We start from the raw sequence: 14,789 nt of genomic DNA on the forward strand, positions 1-14,789 counted from the left end.
ACTATTCCCTCGCAGGGCGATCTTCAAGCGATGCGAGGGCAATCCGGGCTTGCATTTCGGCTACAACAGGCCGACGCGTCACAGAAGGCGCCACAATTATATATATTGCAACAATCGGGCACTATCATGCTAAAGCGACAGCCATTCCTGATCGAGATTTGATGAACGAAATTTTGCCCATGCCCAAGCAGGCAATGCCAGAGTCGGCAATGCCCGTCCGTGACCCGGTCCTGCCCTCGGGGACACGGGATGACCTTGCTGCTGCCGGTGCCGGGGACGACAGCACCCGCGATCTGGCCGTGCTGCCTGCCGAACAGCGGGTGTTCTTGCTGCTGCAGGGTCCGCATGGCCCGTTCTTCGACCGTTTGGGCGCCATGCTGCGCGCCTCGGGGGCGCAGGTCTGGCGCGTCGGCTTCAATGCGGGTGATGCGTTTTTCTGGTCGGACAAGGACCGTTTCATCGCCCATGAAACCGCGCCGGAGGATTGGCCCGGCCATCTGGACCGCATCATCGCCGACAAGGGCGTGACCGATATCGTGCTGTATGGCGATGTCCGCCCCGTCCATGACGCCGCCCGGCAGGCCGCCGCGCGCCTTGGCCTTGTCCTGCATGTGTTCGAAGAAGGCTATCTGCGCCCCTACTGGGTCACCTATGAACGCGGCGGATCGAACGGGCATTCCCGGCTGATGCGGATGACGCTGGACGAAATGCGCTGTGCGATGCAGTTCAGCCGGGCCGAAATCCGGCGTCCGCCCGCGACCTGGGGCGACATGCGCCAGCATAAATTCTATGGCGCATTGTATCATTTCATGGTGCTGGTCGCGAATGGCAGGTTCCGCGGCTATCGCAGCCATCGCGACATCAGCGTGCTGCGTGAATTCCGCCTGAATCTGCGCCGTTTCCTGCTGACCCCCTGGCACGCCTTCGTCCGGCTGTTCGAGGCGCGCAGCGTCCGCCGGGGCGGCTTTCCCTATACGCTGGTCCTGCTGCAACTGGAACATGACGCCAGCTTCCGCGCCCATTCCGGTTTCGCGCGGATGAGCGAATTCACCGATCTGGTGCTGACCGAATTCGCGGCCCACGCCCCGCGCCATCACCGCCTGGTCTTCAAGGCCCACCCGCTGGAGGATGGGCGCGGCGGCATCCGCCCCGCGATCACCGAAAAGGCCCGTGACCTGGGCGTGGCGGACCGTGTCCATTACGTCCGGGGCGGCAAGCTGGCCCGCCTGCTGGCCGAGGCGCGGGCGACGCTCACCGTGAATTCGACCTCGGCCCAACAGGCGCTGTGGCGGGGGCTGCCGGTGCGCGCGCTTGGCCGTTCGGTCTATGACAAGCCGGGGCTGGTGTCGCGGCAGGATCTTGGCGACTATTTCCGCACCCCGGAACGGCCCGATCAGGCGGCCTACAAGCTGTATCGCGATTTCCTGCTGGAAAGCAGCCAGGTGCCGGGCGGGTTTTACGCAGCGCGGTCGCGGGCGCATACGCTGCGGCTGGTGGTCGACATGATGCTGGCCGCCGATGATCCCTATGCCGCGCTGGCCACCGGACGCGGCCAGTATCGGCAGCAAATGGGTGACACCGAAGGCTAGACGGGCGGCGGCGGGCCGCAATTCGGTGGCAATGCCTGCGCCGCTGGTCTATTTTCACGAAAACGAATATTCCCAAGCGCGGAATGAACGAGTTGGACAGGAGTGAACTTTGGCAGATGTGAGTTTTCCGGCCCGGGCCCTTCCGGGCGAAAAGCGGCGCGGCCTTGCGACCCGGATGTGCCGTCTCGCGCTGATCGGGGCGGTTCTTGTGGTCGCGGCCTGCGGGCTGCCGCGCTCCGGTCCGACGAAAAAGGAAATCATGTCCGGCGACGTCGCCAAGGGCGGCACGACGAATATCGTCAATGTCACCGACCATGTGAACCGCGCGGCGAATTTCGCCCCCAGCTACGGCTTCAGTTCGGATTTCCGGTCCGCGGGTCAGGTCGGTGCCGATACGATCCGGCCGGGCGACGTGCTGGGCCTGTCGATCTGGGAAAACGTCGATGACGGGCTGCTGGCCTCGATGGGGTCCAGTTCGACCGCGCTGGAACAGCTTCAGGTGGACAGCAACGGCTATATCTTCGTGCCCTATGCCGGCCGCGTCCGCGCCGCGGGCAACACGCCCGAAGAACTGCGCCAGCTGATCACCAGCCAGTTGGAAACCCAGACCCCCGACCCGCAGGTCATGGTCACCCGGCTTGCCGGTGACGGCGCCACGGTTTCGGTCATGGGCCGGATCAACGCCCAGGGCGTCTATCCGATCGAACGCCCCACCCGCACGCTGTCGGCCATGCTGGCCCGCGCCGGTGGCGTCGCCATCGACCCCGAGGTCGCCGTGGTCACCGTGAAACGCGGCAATGCCTCGGGCAAGGTGTGGATGCGCGATCTGTATGGCAGTTCGCGCAACGATATCGCGCTGCGTCCCGGCGACGTCATCCTTGTCGAAGAGGATCAGCGCAGCTTCACCGCGCTTGGCGCGCTTGGCGGCCAGACCAAGGTGCCGCTTGGCGATGAACAGATCAGCGCCATCGAATCGATTGCCATGGTCGGCGGCCTGTCCTCGCCCCTGGCCGATCCCAAGGGCGTGTTCATCTTCCGCGACGAACCGGGATCGGTCGCCCGCGCCGTGCTGGGGCGCAATGTCGTCGGCAGCCAGCGCATGGCCTATGTGCTGGACCTGACGCAGCCCGACGGGCTGTTTCTGGCGCGCGATTTCATGATCCGCGACGGCGACACCGTCTATGTGACCGAAGCGCCGTTTGTTCAGTGGCAGAAATCCATCCGCTCGATCACCACCACGACCGCCGAAATCGGAACGACCGGCCGGGCCTTCGAATAACCTTGTCCGATCATCCGGAAAACGCGTCCGCCGGGGGAACCTCCCGGCGGACCTTTGCGTTCAGCGCGGGCTTTTTCCGGGGGCGCATCCACCGGATCATGCAGCTTGCGGGCCATGCGCCCCGCCTTGGCTGGCCCGGGGCGGGCGATGCCGTCGCGATCTGGGGCGACAGCCGCCATGCCCGGCGCGGCAAGGCCGCGGCGGCCCGCAGCGGCGCCGCCCTGATCCGGGTCGAGGACGCCTTTCTGCGCAGCATCCTGCCCGGCCGCGCCTCTGGTCCCGTGGCGCGCCGCGGTCCTGTCGGGCTGATCATCGACCCCCATGGGCTGCATTTCGATCCCGCCGGACCTTCGCTGATCGAAACCCTGATCGCGAACGGCCGCGCGGCGTCCCATGCGGATCAGGCGGCGCAGGCGATCCGGCGACTGATCGCGGCCGACCTGTCGAAATACAACGCCCACCTGACCGATATCGCGCCCCCGGCGGGTGGCTATGTTCTGGTCATCGACCAGACGCGCGGCGATGCCTCGTTGCTTGGGGCGGGGCGCGCGGAATTTCTGGCAATGCTGCAGGCGGCGCGCGACGAAAACCCCGGCGCGCGCATCGTCATCCGCAGCCATCCCGAAACCGCGCAGGGCTTGCGTCCCGGCCATTTCCGCCCCGAAGACCTGAGGCCCGGCGACCATTTCCACGACGCGGCGATTTCGCCCTGGCGGCTGCTGCACGGCGCGGCGCGGGTCTATGTCCATTCCTCGCAACTGGGGTATGAGGCGATTCTGGCGGGCCACCGCCCCCGCGTCTTTGGCCAGCCCTTTTACGCGGGTTGGGGGCTGAGCGACGACCAGTCGCCCCTGCCCCGGCGCCAGCCCGCGACGATCGAAACGCTGTTTGCGGCCAGCCATCTGCTGGCCCCGACCTGGTATGATCCCTGCCATGACCGGCTGACGGATTTCGACGGCGCCCTGCACCAGATCGAGGCCGAGGCCAAGGCCTGGCGCCAGGATCACGCGGGCCATCTGGCCTATGGGATGCGGCTGTGGAAACGCGGCGCATTGGCGCGGGCCTTTGGCAATGGCGCGGGGGTGCGGTTCACGGCCACCGCATCGGACAAGGTGACGCTGGCCTGGGCCAATCGCGCCGATCAGGTGCCGCAGGCCGCGCGGGTCGAGGATGGTTTCATCCGCTCGCGCGGGCTTGGCGCCGAACTGGTCGCGCCGCTGTCGCTGGTCGCCGATGATCTGGGCATTTACTACGATCCCACGCGCGAAAGCCGGCTGGAACATCTGGTCGCCGCCCCGCCCCCGCCCGGTGCCGAGGCGCGGGCGCAGCGGCTGATCGCCCGGCTGCATGCGGCGGGGATCACCAAATACAACCTGCCGGGCGGTTTGCCCGACCTGCCTGCGGGGCATCGCATCCTCGTGCCGGGGCAGGTGCAGGACGATGCCTCGATCCGTCTTGGCGCGGGGGCCGAGCGGACAGATCTGGACCTGCTGCGCCGGGTCCGCGCCGAAAACCCCGATGCCGTGGTGATCTACAAACCCCATCCCGATGTCGAGGCGGGGCTGCGTCCCGGCGCGATCGCCCCCGGCGACTTGGCCCAATTCGCCGATATCGTGACGCGCAACGCCCCGGCTGCCGCCCTGCTGGATCAGGTTCACGAGGTCTGGACCATCACCTCGACCCTCGGGTTCGAGGCGATCCTGCGCGGCATCCCGGTCACGACCTGGGCGCGCCATTCTATGCCGGTTGGGGGCTGACCCGCGATCTGGGTCCGGTGCCCGCGCGGCGTCAGGCGCGGCCCGGACTTGCCGCCTTTGCCCATGCCGCGCTGATCGCCTATCCGCGCTATTTCGATCCGGTCAGCGGGTTGCCCTGCCCGCCCGAAATCGCGCTGGACCGCCTGGCGGACCCGGACTTCGCGCCGCGTTCCGGTCCGGCAATCCGGTTGCTGGCCAAAACCCAGGGCGCGCTGGCCAGCTATTCCTGGCTGTGGCGGCGCCAGCGGTGAAAGAGATCCGGCCCGATCCGGCGGCTTTCGACCAGATCAAAGCGCGGTGCCGCAGCCAGCGAAGGCAGCGCAATCGCACCAACCGCCGCACGCCCGTCGCCACCGATCACCACGCCCGCCGTATAGCCGATCAGCTCATCGACCAGCCCCGCCGCCAGCAATGACGCGGCAAGCTGTCCGCCGCCTTCGCAGAACACCCGCGTCACCCCACGCGCGCCAAGTTCAGCCATGATCTGCGCGGGATCGCCCTGCACCTGCCACAGCGGACCATGGGTCGCATCCTCGGGCGGCAGATCCGGCAGGTCCTGCGCCGACACAACGACGCGCACCGGCTGACGCACCGGGCCGAACCCGCGCACATTCAGCGCCGGGCGGTCGGCGCGGGCGGTGCCGCCGCCGACCATCACCGCATCATGGGTCAGCCGCAGCAGATGGACATGGCGCCGCGCCGCCGGGCCGGTGATCCACCGGCTTTCCCCCGAGGCCAGCGCGATCTGCCCGTCGAAACTCGTCGCCAGCTTCAGCACCAGCATCGGACGGCCAAGGGTCACGCGGGTCAGGAAACCGCGCTGCAATTCGCGCGCTTCGGCCTCACGCACGCCTTCGGTCACGGCGATCCCGGCCGCGCGCAGAATCGCATGGCCGCGACCGGCGACGCGGGGGTCGGGATCGGTCAGCGCCGAAACGACACGGGCGACGCCTGCATGGGCCAAAGCCTCGGCGCAGGGGCCGGTCTTGCCGTGATGGGCGCAGGGTTCCAGCGTGACATAGGCCGTAGCCCCCTGCGCGGCAGCGCCCGCCTGACGCAGGGCCATGACCTCGGCATGGGGGCGCCCGCCGGGCTGGGTCCAGCCGCGCCCCAGCACGATGCCGTCGCGCACGACCACGCAACCCACTGCCGGATTGGGCCAGGTGTTGCCCAACCCCCGCCGCGACAGGGCCAGCGCATGGCCCATGTGGCGCAGGTCATCTGCCGCGATGTTCACTCGTCCGCCACGGGGGGGCGCAGTTCGGCGACGAATTTGTCGAAATCGTCGGCCACCTGAAAGTTCTTGTAAACGCTGGCGAAACGGACGTAGCCGACGGTGTCGATCCGCGACAGGGTTTCCATCGTGATTTCGCCGATCACCTTGGACGGGATGTCGGATTCGCCCATGCTTTCCAGCCTGCGGACGATGCCGGAAATCATCTGGTCGATGCGTTCGGGTTCCACCGGGCGTTTCTGCATGGCGATGCGGATCGAGCGTTCCAGTTTCGAGCGGTCGAAATCCTCGCGCCGGCCGCTGGATTTCACGACCACCAGATCGCGCAGCTGCACGCGTTCATAGGTGGTAAAGCGGCCGCCGCAAGCCGGGCAGAAACGGCGTCTGCGAATGGCGACGTTATCCTCGGCCGGACGCAGATCCTTGACCTGTGTATCGACATTTCCGCAGAACGGGCAGCGCATATCCAGTCCCCCAAGTCGCTGTAACCGCTGTCACTATAGGGGGAACGGCAGGCTTTGGGTAGCGGCAGTTTCAGGCCACCATATGCGCCCCCGTTCGGGCGGGTCTTTCGGTGCGGCAACCCTTGTCCTTGCTCTCGACACCGGCGCGGCGGACGGGCAAACTGCGCCGACATGACGAATGGCCGGGAAACGGCCCGCAATCTATCACCCGGAGGAATAGATGGAGAAGAACACCAACCTGGACCGGCGCAAATTCCTGACGCGCGCCGGGATCGGCGGCGCGGCGGCGGCGGCCGGAACCGTGCTGGCGGCGCCCGTGATCGCCCAGGAACGGCCCGAGATCCGCTGGCGCATGACCTCGGCTTTCCCGAAATCGGTCGATACGATCTATGCCGGCGCCGAGTCGCTGTCGCGCCGTCTGGCAGAGGCGACGGATGGCAAGTTCCAGATCCAGATCTTTGCCGGCGGCGAAATCGTCCCGGCCCTGCAGGCGCAGGACGCGGTGACCGATGGCACTGTCGAATGCTGCCACACGGTCGGCTATTACAGCTGGGGCAAGGATCCGACCTTTGCGCTTGGCGCCGCCGTGCCCTTTGCGCTGTCCGTGCGCGCGCATAACGCCTGGCTGCATTATGGCGGCGGGAACGAGCTGTATAACGAATTCCTTGCGAATTATAACATCCACGGCATTCCGGGCGGCAATACCGGCGTCCAGATGGGCGGCTGGTTCCGCAAGGAAATCAACACGCTGGAAGACATGAAGGGGCTGAAGTTCCGGGTCGGCGGCTTTGCCGGCCGCATGCTGGAACGGGTCGGCGTCGTGCCGCAGCAACTGGCCGGGGGCGATGTCTATACCGCGCTGGAACGCGGCGCGCTGGATGCGACCGAATATGTCGGCCCCTATGACGACCAGAAACTGGGCTTTGCCAAGATCGCGCCCTATTACTACTATCCCGGCTTCTGGGAAGGCGGCCCCACGGTTCATTTCTTCTTCGGCAAAGAGAAATACGAAAGCCTGCCGGACAGCTACAAATCGCTGCTGAACACGACCTGCCGCGCCGTCGACGCCGAAATGCTGCAGAAATACGACCACCTGAACCCGATCGCGTTGAAGGAACTGGTCGCACAGGGCGCGCAACTGCGCCCCTTCAGCCAGGAAATCATGGAGGGTTGTTTCAAGGCTGCCAATGAAATCTATGCCGAACTGGACGGCAGCAACCCGGCCTTCAAAAAGATCTGGGATTCGATCAAGGTCGCCCGCAACGACTGGTATCTGTATAACCAGACGGCGGAATACACCTTTGACACCTATATGATGATCCAGCAGCGCGGCGGCAATCTGTAAGCCGCGCCTGCGCTGCCCCGGATCAGATCACGCGCGCGCGCGCCCCGGTTTCAGGGCGCGCGCGTTGCGTTTCGGCCCCGCCACGCGGTTTCCCGCCCATCGGGCACGCGCTGCGGAATAAGCCCGGCGCCCGGTCGTATCCTTCCATATTGCAACGATTTTGCGAAGGATATGTGACATGAAAAAGCCGAAGAAGGAGGCCGATCCCGCCCCCGAAACCGACGAGGCACCGGCCGTTTCCACCGACCCGATTGATGCCGACACCCCAAAAACCACCGCCCCGGACCCCGAAAAAAAGCCACTGGGCACCGCCAAGGGCGTCGAGACGATGTTTCGCAACGCCGTCCGCACGGAACTGGAAATCATCGCGCTGGCCGCGACCAAGGCCAATATCATGATTTCCCTGAACGGGCTGATCATTTCGGCGCTGATGATTTCGGGGGCCTTCATCTTTGCCTCGACCGCCGCTTTTCTGCTGCCGGCCGGGGTGTTTCTGGCGACGGCGGCGGCATCCATCATCTTTGCGCTGCTGGCGGCCTCGCCGGAAAAGGCCGATGGCATGGTCGCGTTTCGCGACTGGCTGCGCGATATGTGGCACCGCAAGGCGGTGCTGCGCGACCTGCCCGCCTATCTGCGCCGCGCCGATCAGGTCGATCCGGACCGCCTGAACCTGCTGATCTACAGCGACCGCGTGCGCCTGTCGCGCGACGATTACTGGCAACGCATGCAGGATCTGCTGCGTGACCGCGACGGCATCTATCAGCGGATGAGCGATCAGATCTATTGGCTGGGCCTGATGGCCGATCGCAAATTCAGACTGCTGAACCTTTCCTATACGATCTTTCGGTGGGGCCTGCTGGCCTCGGTTTTGACCTTTGTGGGCGTGAAATCGGTTCTGGGCATTTTCCCCGGCCTGAACAGCGACGGCGTGCCGCGCCTGCGCAATCTGGGCATCGCCGAATTTCAGGACATTTACGAACCCTCGGCCGTCCAGCAACTGCCCGATGGCCGGATTCTGGTGGTCGAGGACGAATCGTCGCGCGCATTCAGCATGATGACGATCCAGCCCGACGGCACCTTGCAGGAAGATGCCAGCGTCGACACCCGGATCACGCGGGGATTCGGCCGCAAGCTCAGCGATCTGGAAGGGCTGTCGCTGGACGATGCGGGCAATATCTATGCGGTCACCTCGCATTCCCAGAACAGCAAGGGCGAACGCAAACCCGACCGCGAACAGCTTTTGCGGTTCCGGATTCAGGGCAATGCGGTCGGCAATATCCACAGCAACACGGGCCTGCGCGACGCCATTGCGGCTGACGCCCGGCTGATCCGCGCGACCGAGGATCTGACCGGCGCCAAGGCGGATTTCGACGCACTGAACATCGAGGGACTGGCCTATTGGCCGCAGACGCAGCATCTGTTGCTGGGGCTGCGCGAACCGATGGTGTCGGAAAAATTCCTGATCCTGACCATCACGAACCCGGCGCAGGTCTTTGACAACGGGGCGGTTCCGCAATTCGGCGCGCCGATTGCGCTGGACCTGAAGGGCGGCGGCATCCGCGCGCTGAGCTATGATCCGGTGCTGGGCGCCTTTCTGATCGTGAACGAGATCGAGGGCTATGACGACAACCGTTATTCGCAGCTGTGGTCATGGAGCGGCGACCCCGCCCATGACCCCGAACCCATCGCCCTGCCCGACATCATCAATCTGAACAATGTCAGATCGATCGATTCCATCACCATCGACGGCGAACCCCGCCTGCTGCTGATGAGCGATGAGGGGAACGAGAAAAAGAACCGTCCCGCCCGCTACATGGTGCTGGAATACGGCCAGTTGGTCAGGTGACCGGCGTTCGCAAGGATGAAAGGGGCGGCCGGATGGCCGCCCTTTCCCATGCCTTTTCAGTTGGCACCGCCCGGCGCGGTCAGGCCGGGGGGCGGCCCGGACAGGGGGTCAGACAGCGGATCCGCCGCCGGTTCCGCCGGTGCAGTCAGGCCCGGTGTGGTCAGGCCCGGCGGGGGACCGGACAAGGGATCGCCCGGGGCATCCGCCGCAGGGGTCACAGGGGTCGTTGCGGGCGCGCTCAGGCCGGGAGGCGGACCAGACAAGGGGTCCATCGCAGGCGCGGCACCCAATCCCGGAGGCGGCCCCGACAGCGGATCGCCACCACCACCCGCCTGGCCAAAGGGGTCGTCAAAGCTGCCCAGCCCGCCAAGCGAACCAAAACCGCCCGTGCCCGAACCCGGCACCTGCACGGTGATGTTCGAGGTGTTGATCGGCGCCCCCTTGTAATGCATGACCAGACCCGGAAACAGCATCACGACCCCGATCATCACCAGCTGGATGACCAGAAACGGGACCGCCCCCAGTCAGATCTGTGCGGTCTTGACCGGCGCGATCATCTGCCCCGTCACCTTGTCGCGATAGGCGGTCTGCGGCGCGACGGATCGCAAAAAGAACAGCGAAAAGCCAAAGGGCGGATGCATGAAACTGGTCTGCATGTTGATCGCCAGCAGCACGCCGAACCAGATCAGGTCGATGTCCAGCGCGATGGCGGCCGGAACCAGCAGCGGCACGATGATGAATGCCAGCTCGAAATAATCGAGGAAGAAGGCCAGAAAAAACACCAGCAGCGACACGGCGATCAGAAAGCCGTATTCGCCGCCCGGCAGCGAGGTCAGCAGATGCTCGACCCAGATGTGGCCGTTGACGCCGTAGAAGGCCAGCGAAAACACCCGTGCGCCCATCAGGATGAACATGACAAAGGCCGACAGCCGGGTCGTGGCCAGCAGGGCCTGCTGCAGCACCCCGCCCTTCAGCCGCCCCTTGGCAGCCGCCAGCAAAAGCGCGCCGACGGCCCCCATCGCGCCCCCTTCGGTCAGGGTGGCGATGCCCAGAAAGATCGTGCCCAGAACCAGAAAGATCAGCGCCAGCGGCAGGATCAGCACGATCACCACCTGTTGCGCCAGCCGCGACATCAGGCCAAGCCCCACCTTGCGGTCGATGATCGCCACGCCATAGACCGGCAGCACAGCTATGACGCCGGCAAAGATATCGGCATCCTTGCCGTAGGTCGGATACAGCCAGTGCCGGGACAGATAGCCCAGCACCCCCATCGCCGCCAGCGCCGCAATGAGCGAGGTCAGGCCACCGCCAAGCGTCCGCGCCTCTTTCGGCAGGGCCAGGACCTTGTGGGGCTGAAAGATCGACAGGATGACGATGTAAAGGATATAGAGCCCGGTCAGCACCAGACCGGGCAGCAGCGCGCCCTCGTACATGTCGCCGACCGAACGGCCAAGCTGGTCGGCCAGAACGATCAGCACCAGCGACGGCGGAATGATCTGGGCCAGCGTTCCCGATGCCGCGATGACGCCCGACGACAGGCTGCGGTCATAGCCGTAGCGCAGCATGATCGGCAGCGAAATCATCCCCATCGCGATCACCGATGCCGCGACCACGCCGGTCGTCGCCGCCAGCATGGCGCCGACAATGATCACCGCATAGGCCAGCCCGCCGCGCACCGGGCCGAACAATTGCCCGATGGTGTCCAGCAGATCCTCGGCCATGCCGGATTTTTCCAGCACGATGCCCATGAAGGTAAAGAAGGGGACGGCCAGCAGCGTGTCATTGGCCATGACCCCGCCGAACATGCGGTCCGGCAGCGATCTGAGCAGCGGCCAGTCCAGATTGATCGCCCCCCCGGACAGCGGCGCCAGTTCGACCCCGATGATAAAGAACAGGATGCCGTTGGCGGCCAGCGCGAAGGCGACCGGATAGCCGTAAAGCAAAAACAGGATCAGCGAGACGAACATGATCGGCGCAAGGTTCTGCGCGATGAAGACCATCATTTACGGCCGCCTTTCTGATCCGCATCCTTTTGCGCCAACGCATTCGGGTCCACCCCATCAGGACCCACCCCATCAGGATCGGCCCCATTCGGGTCCGTGGCGTTCCGGCCGGGCGCCTCGCCCAGAATGGAACGGGCGATGCCGCGCGCCATTTCCTGCGCCTCCAGCTCTGCCGCCTCGTGTTGGGACAGGAATTTCCCGTCATCCTCGATCGTGCCGCGCAGCACGGCGATTTTCTTGATCAGTTCGGAAATTCCCTGCAGGAACAACAGGACGAACCCGACCAGCAGGATCAGCTTGGCCGGCCAGAGGATCAGCCCGCCCGAGTTCATCGACACCTCTCCGCTGCGCCATGAACGCTGGACCCAGGGGACCAGAAACCAGATCATCAACCCGGTGAAGGGCAGCAGCATGAAGATGCCGCCAAAGACGTCGATCCAGTTCTGCGTGCGCCGCGACCAGCGCCCATACAGGATGTCGATGCGGATATGTTCGTTTTGCAGCAGGGTATAGGCGGCCGCCGCCATGAAGGCCGCGCCATACAGATACCATTGCAGTTCCAGCATCGCATTCGACGATGTGTTGAAGACCTTGCGGACGATCGCATTGCCCGCGCTGAGCACAACCGCCAGCAGGATCAGCCAGCTTGCATGTCTTCCGATAAAGCTGTTGACGCGGTCTATCCCCTTGGACAGGGTTAGCAGCCCGTTCATCCCTTGCTTCCTTTCAGCCGTGGCGCCGCCGCAAAGCCGATCATCCCCTGCCGCAGCGCGTGATTTTCTGGCGCTTGGCGCGCGTGTTCATCGTCCATAAGGCTGATTGCAGGGGCTATCTAGGCTTTTTCGACAAGAATGGCGGCCAGTGCGACCAGCGCGCTCACCTCTCCGATCTGCTGGACCGCGCCCAGGACATCGCCGGTCTGCCCGCCAAGCGCCCGCTTTGCCTTGATTCCAATCAGGATCTGCCCGCAAAAACAGCCAAGGACGGCGATCATTCCGGCCAGGGGCGGGAATGCGACGGGGCAAACCGACGCCGCGAAAAACGGCATCAGGCCAAGGCAGATGGCCGCTGCGACCACCCCGGCCGGGGGCCGCCCCGCACCGCGCCCAAGCCCGTCACCCCGCGCCGGTTCCAGCCAGCGCAGCGCCGCGACGATCCCGGCGCGCGACAGGGCGCCAAGCGCGACCAGCGCGATCATCGCGGACACAGGCGGCAGCGCGGCCAGCGCCGCGACGCGCAGGGCGCTGGTCAGGCCAAGCGCCAGCACGCCATAGCTGCCGATCCGCGAATCCCGCATGATCTCCAGCCGCCTGTCGCGGGTCGCGCCGCCCATGCCATCGGCCAGATCGGCCAGCCCGTCTTCGTGCAAGCCCCCGGTCAGCCAGATCTGCGCAGCCACAGCCAGCAGGGCCGCGATCAGCAGGGTCAGCCCCAGCCACAGCGCCAGCCCCAGAACCAGCGCCCCCGCCCCGCCGACGACCATCCCGGCCAGCGGAAAGGCCCAGAGCGCAGATTGCAGTTGCGGCGCCGGATCGGGCAGGAACCGCCCGACCGGCAGGCGGGTCAGCCAGCACAGCGCCAGCACCGGCGCAGCCAGCAGGCGGCGCGGATCAGCCACCGATCCCCGCCTCGGCAAAGGTCGCCATGCCGTTGTGACACTCCAGCGCGGCGCGCAGGACCATCAGCGCGACGGCCGCGCCGCTGCCTTCGCCAAGCCGCATGTCCAGCGCAAGGATGGGCTGTTTTCCCATCGCCTCCAGCAGCTTGCGGTGGCCCGGCTCGGCGCTGACGTGACCGGCAAGGCAATGGTCCAGCGCGGCGGGGTCGTCGCGGGTCAGGACGGCGGCGGCGGCGCAGCAGATAAAGCCGTCCAGCAGAACCGGGATGCCCGATGCGCGCGCGCGCAGGGATCGCGCCGCAGATCGCCGCCTGTTCGCGCCCGCCGTAAGCGGCCAGCGTTTCGGCCGTCGAACGCGCGGCGGCGTGACGTGCCAGCCCCTCATCGACGACGCGGGTCTTCAGCGCCAGCATCTGGCCAGATGCACCGGTGCCCGGGCCGACCCAATCCGCGCCCGTTCCGCCAAAGACCGCCGCCGCCGCCTGCACGGCGGCCACGCGGTCGAATTGCCGATGCCCATTTCGCCAAGGATCAGCACATCGGCCGCCGGATCGACGGCATCCGCGCCCGCCTGCATCGCGGCCTGAACCTCTGGCCCGGTCATCGCGGGGCCTGCGGTGAAATCGCCGGTCGGCCGGTCCAGATCCAGCGCGACGACGGACAGACCGGCACCGGCAACGCGGCTGATCTGGCTGATCGCGGCCCCGCCCTGCCGGAAGTTCCGCACCATCAGCGCCGTCACCTCGACCGGAAAGGGGTTGATGCCGCGCCCACAGACACCGTGGTTCCCGGCAAAGACAACCGCCTGCGCGCGGTCGATGCGGGGGGCCGGGCGACCCTGCCAGCCCGCCATGAATTCGGCCAGCGTTTCCAGCACGCCAAGCGATCCGGGCGGTTTCGTCAGTTGCGCCTGCCGGTCGCGGGCGGCCTGCGCCGCTGCGCTGTCATAGGTTTTCATCCGTCGCCCTTTCCGGCTTCAGCCGCAGCGGCAGACCGCTGACCGCCATCCAGACCTCGTCCGCGATGGCGGCGACGGCCTGATTCATCCAGCCATGTTCGTCGCGAAACCGCCGCGTCGCGCGGTCGGCGGGCACGATCCCCAGCCCCAGCTCATTCGTCACCAGCACGACCAGGCTGCGCTGCCGTTGCAGGGCCGCGCAAAGCGCCGCCGTATCGGCCCCCTCGCCCATATTGGCCAGCCAAAGCGTCAGGCAGTCGATCAGCCGCACCCTCTGCCCGTCGCTGGCGTCCAGCGCGGCAGGCAGATCGCGCGGTTCCTCGATGGTGCGCCAACCGGTGTCGCGCCGGGCGCGGTGAAGGTCGATGCGATGGGCCATTTCGCCGTCCAGCGCCTGCGCGGTGGCGATATAGATCGCGGTTTCGCCCGCAGGACGCAGGCGCGCGACGATCCCCTCGGCCAGGGCGGATTTGCCGGAACGCGCGCCTCCGGTCACCAGAATGATGCGGCTTTGTGTCACCATGGCCCGCTTGTTCCACAGCCGCGCCCGCGATGGAAGTGGCGCGGGCGGGCGGGGCGGCACAATCTGTTCCGCGCCGGCACGATTGGCGCGCTACAATGGCTGGCTGGTTTTGCCGTCATGGGTCAGGCCTGCGACAAAAGGACTGTTTCGATAACATTTCCTTTTGTTGACCG

General features: G+C 66.1%; 10 protein-coding genes and 3 pseudogenes. 6 read left to right on the forward strand and 7 right to left on the reverse strand.

Features of this window, described 5'->3' with window-relative positions; genetic code table 11:
• Positions 1-209: 209 nt before the first annotated feature.
• The 4 genes from PE067_RS04555 (at position 210) to PE067_RS21795 (ending at position 4,876) form a co-directional block, all read left to right on the forward strand.
• Positions 210-1,589 carry a capsule biosynthesis protein CapA gene (locus PE067_RS04555; protein ID WP_276188030.1) on the forward strand — a complete coding sequence of 460 codons (1,380 nt, stop codon included), beginning with the start codon at positions 210-212 and terminating at the stop codon, positions 1,587-1,589.
• Between the two features lie 175 nt (positions 1,590-1,764).
• Entirely contained in the window at positions 1,765-2,868 is a 1,104-nt protein-coding gene (locus tag PE067_RS04560) for a polysaccharide biosynthesis/export family protein (RefSeq protein WP_276188297.1), read from the forward strand.
• Positions 2,869-2,966: 98 nt separating this feature from the next.
• Positions 2,967-4,625, forward strand: coding sequence for a capsular polysaccharide biosynthesis protein (locus PE067_RS04565; RefSeq protein ID WP_346429655.1), 1,659 nt, complete (start codon positions 2,967-2,969; stop codon positions 4,623-4,625).
• A gap of 17 nt (positions 4,626-4,642) precedes the next feature.
• Positions 4,643-4,876, forward strand: a complete 234-nt coding sequence (locus PE067_RS21795; RefSeq protein ID WP_346429656.1) for a hypothetical protein — start codon at positions 4,643-4,645, stop codon at positions 4,874-4,876.
• Here the strand turns inward: PE067_RS21795 and ribD are convergent.
• Complete coding sequence (ribD, locus tag PE067_RS04570) at positions 4,846-5,832, reverse strand: bifunctional diaminohydroxyphosphoribosylaminopyrimidine deaminase/5-amino-6-(5-phosphoribosylamino)uracil reductase RibD (protein WP_276188298.1); 987 nt, start codon at positions 5,830-5,832, stop codon at positions 4,846-4,848. The two genes, PE067_RS21795 and ribD, sit on opposite strands and share 31 nt — an antisense overlap.
• Positions 5,833-5,858: 26 nt before the next feature.
• Positions 5,859-6,323, reverse strand: coding sequence for a transcriptional regulator NrdR (nrdR, locus tag PE067_RS04575; protein WP_276188031.1), 465 nt, complete (start codon positions 6,321-6,323; stop codon positions 5,859-5,861).
• A 238-nt stretch (positions 6,324-6,561) separates the two neighbouring features.
• Between nrdR and PE067_RS04580 the strand changes: the two genes are divergently transcribed.
• Positions 6,562-7,668, forward strand: a complete 1,107-nt coding sequence (locus PE067_RS04580) for a TRAP transporter substrate-binding protein (RefSeq protein WP_276188299.1) — start codon at positions 6,562-6,564, stop codon at positions 7,666-7,668.
• Positions 7,669-7,846: 178 nt separating this feature from the next.
• A complete protein-coding gene (locus tag PE067_RS04585; protein ID WP_276188032.1) occupies positions 7,847-9,514 on the forward strand; it encodes a Pycsar system effector family protein in 1,668 nt (555 codons plus the stop codon).
• Positions 9,515-9,570: 56 nt separating this feature from the next.
• Here the strand turns inward: PE067_RS04585 and PE067_RS04590 are convergent.
• The 5 genes and pseudogenes from PE067_RS04590 to cobU form a co-directional block, all read right to left on the reverse strand.
• A pseudogene (locus PE067_RS04590) lies at positions 9,571-11,517 on the reverse strand (TRAP transporter large permease subunit).
• Positions 11,518-11,663: 146 nt separating this feature from the next.
• A pseudogene (locus tag PE067_RS04595) lies at positions 11,664-12,230 on the reverse strand (TRAP transporter small permease subunit); the annotation flags it as partial.
• A 119-nt stretch (positions 12,231-12,349) separates the two neighbouring features.
• Positions 12,350-13,135 (reverse strand): adenosylcobinamide-GDP ribazoletransferase, encoded by a 786-nt coding sequence (gene cobS, locus PE067_RS04600; RefSeq protein WP_276188033.1) that lies wholly within the window; start codon positions 13,133-13,135, stop codon positions 12,350-12,352.
• Positions 13,128-14,093, reverse strand: a pseudogene (cobT, locus tag PE067_RS04605) (nicotinate-nucleotide--dimethylbenzimidazole phosphoribosyltransferase). Before cobT ends, cobS begins: the two are co-directional and overlap by 8 nt.
• The gene (gene cobU, locus PE067_RS04610) at positions 14,080-14,616 is read right to left on the reverse strand and encodes a bifunctional adenosylcobinamide kinase/adenosylcobinamide-phosphate guanylyltransferase (RefSeq protein ID WP_276188034.1); all 537 of its coding nucleotides are present in this window, start codon (positions 14,614-14,616) and stop codon (positions 14,080-14,082) included. Before cobU ends, cobT begins: the two are co-directional and overlap by 14 nt.
• Positions 14,617-14,789 lie beyond the last annotated feature (173 nt).

Source organism: Paracoccus sp. DMF-8 (assembly GCF_029309835.1).
Classification (GTDB): Bacteria; Pseudomonadota; Alphaproteobacteria; order Rhodobacterales; family Rhodobacteraceae; genus Paracoccus.

What these genes read in the sequence shown, in the direction of transcription:
- PE067_RS04555 (WP_276188030.1), top strand. Translation starts at nt 210, where the DNA reads ATGCCCGTCCGTGACCCGGTCCTGCCCTCGGGGACACGGGATGACCTT.
- cobU (WP_276188034.1), bottom strand. Translation starts at nt 14,616, where the DNA reads ATGGTGACACAAAGCCGCATCATTCTGGTGACCGGAGGCGCGCGTTCC.
- PE067_RS04585 (WP_276188032.1), top strand. Translation starts at nt 7,847, where the DNA reads ATGAAAAAGCCGAAGAAGGAGGCCGATCCCGCCCCCGAAACCGACGAG.
- nrdR (WP_276188031.1), bottom strand. Translation starts at nt 6,323, where the DNA reads ATGCGCTGCCCGTTCTGCGGAAATGTCGATACACAGGTCAAGGATCTG.
- PE067_RS04560 (WP_276188297.1), top strand. Translation starts at nt 1,765, where the DNA reads ATGTGCCGTCTCGCGCTGATCGGGGCGGTTCTTGTGGTCGCGGCCTGC.
- PE067_RS04565 (WP_346429655.1), top strand. Translation starts at nt 2,967, where the DNA reads ATGCAGCTTGCGGGCCATGCGCCCCGCCTTGGCTGGCCCGGGGCGGGC.
- ribD (WP_276188298.1), bottom strand. Translation starts at nt 5,832, where the DNA reads ATGGGCCATGCGCTGGCCCTGTCGCGGCGGGGGTTGGGCAACACCTGG.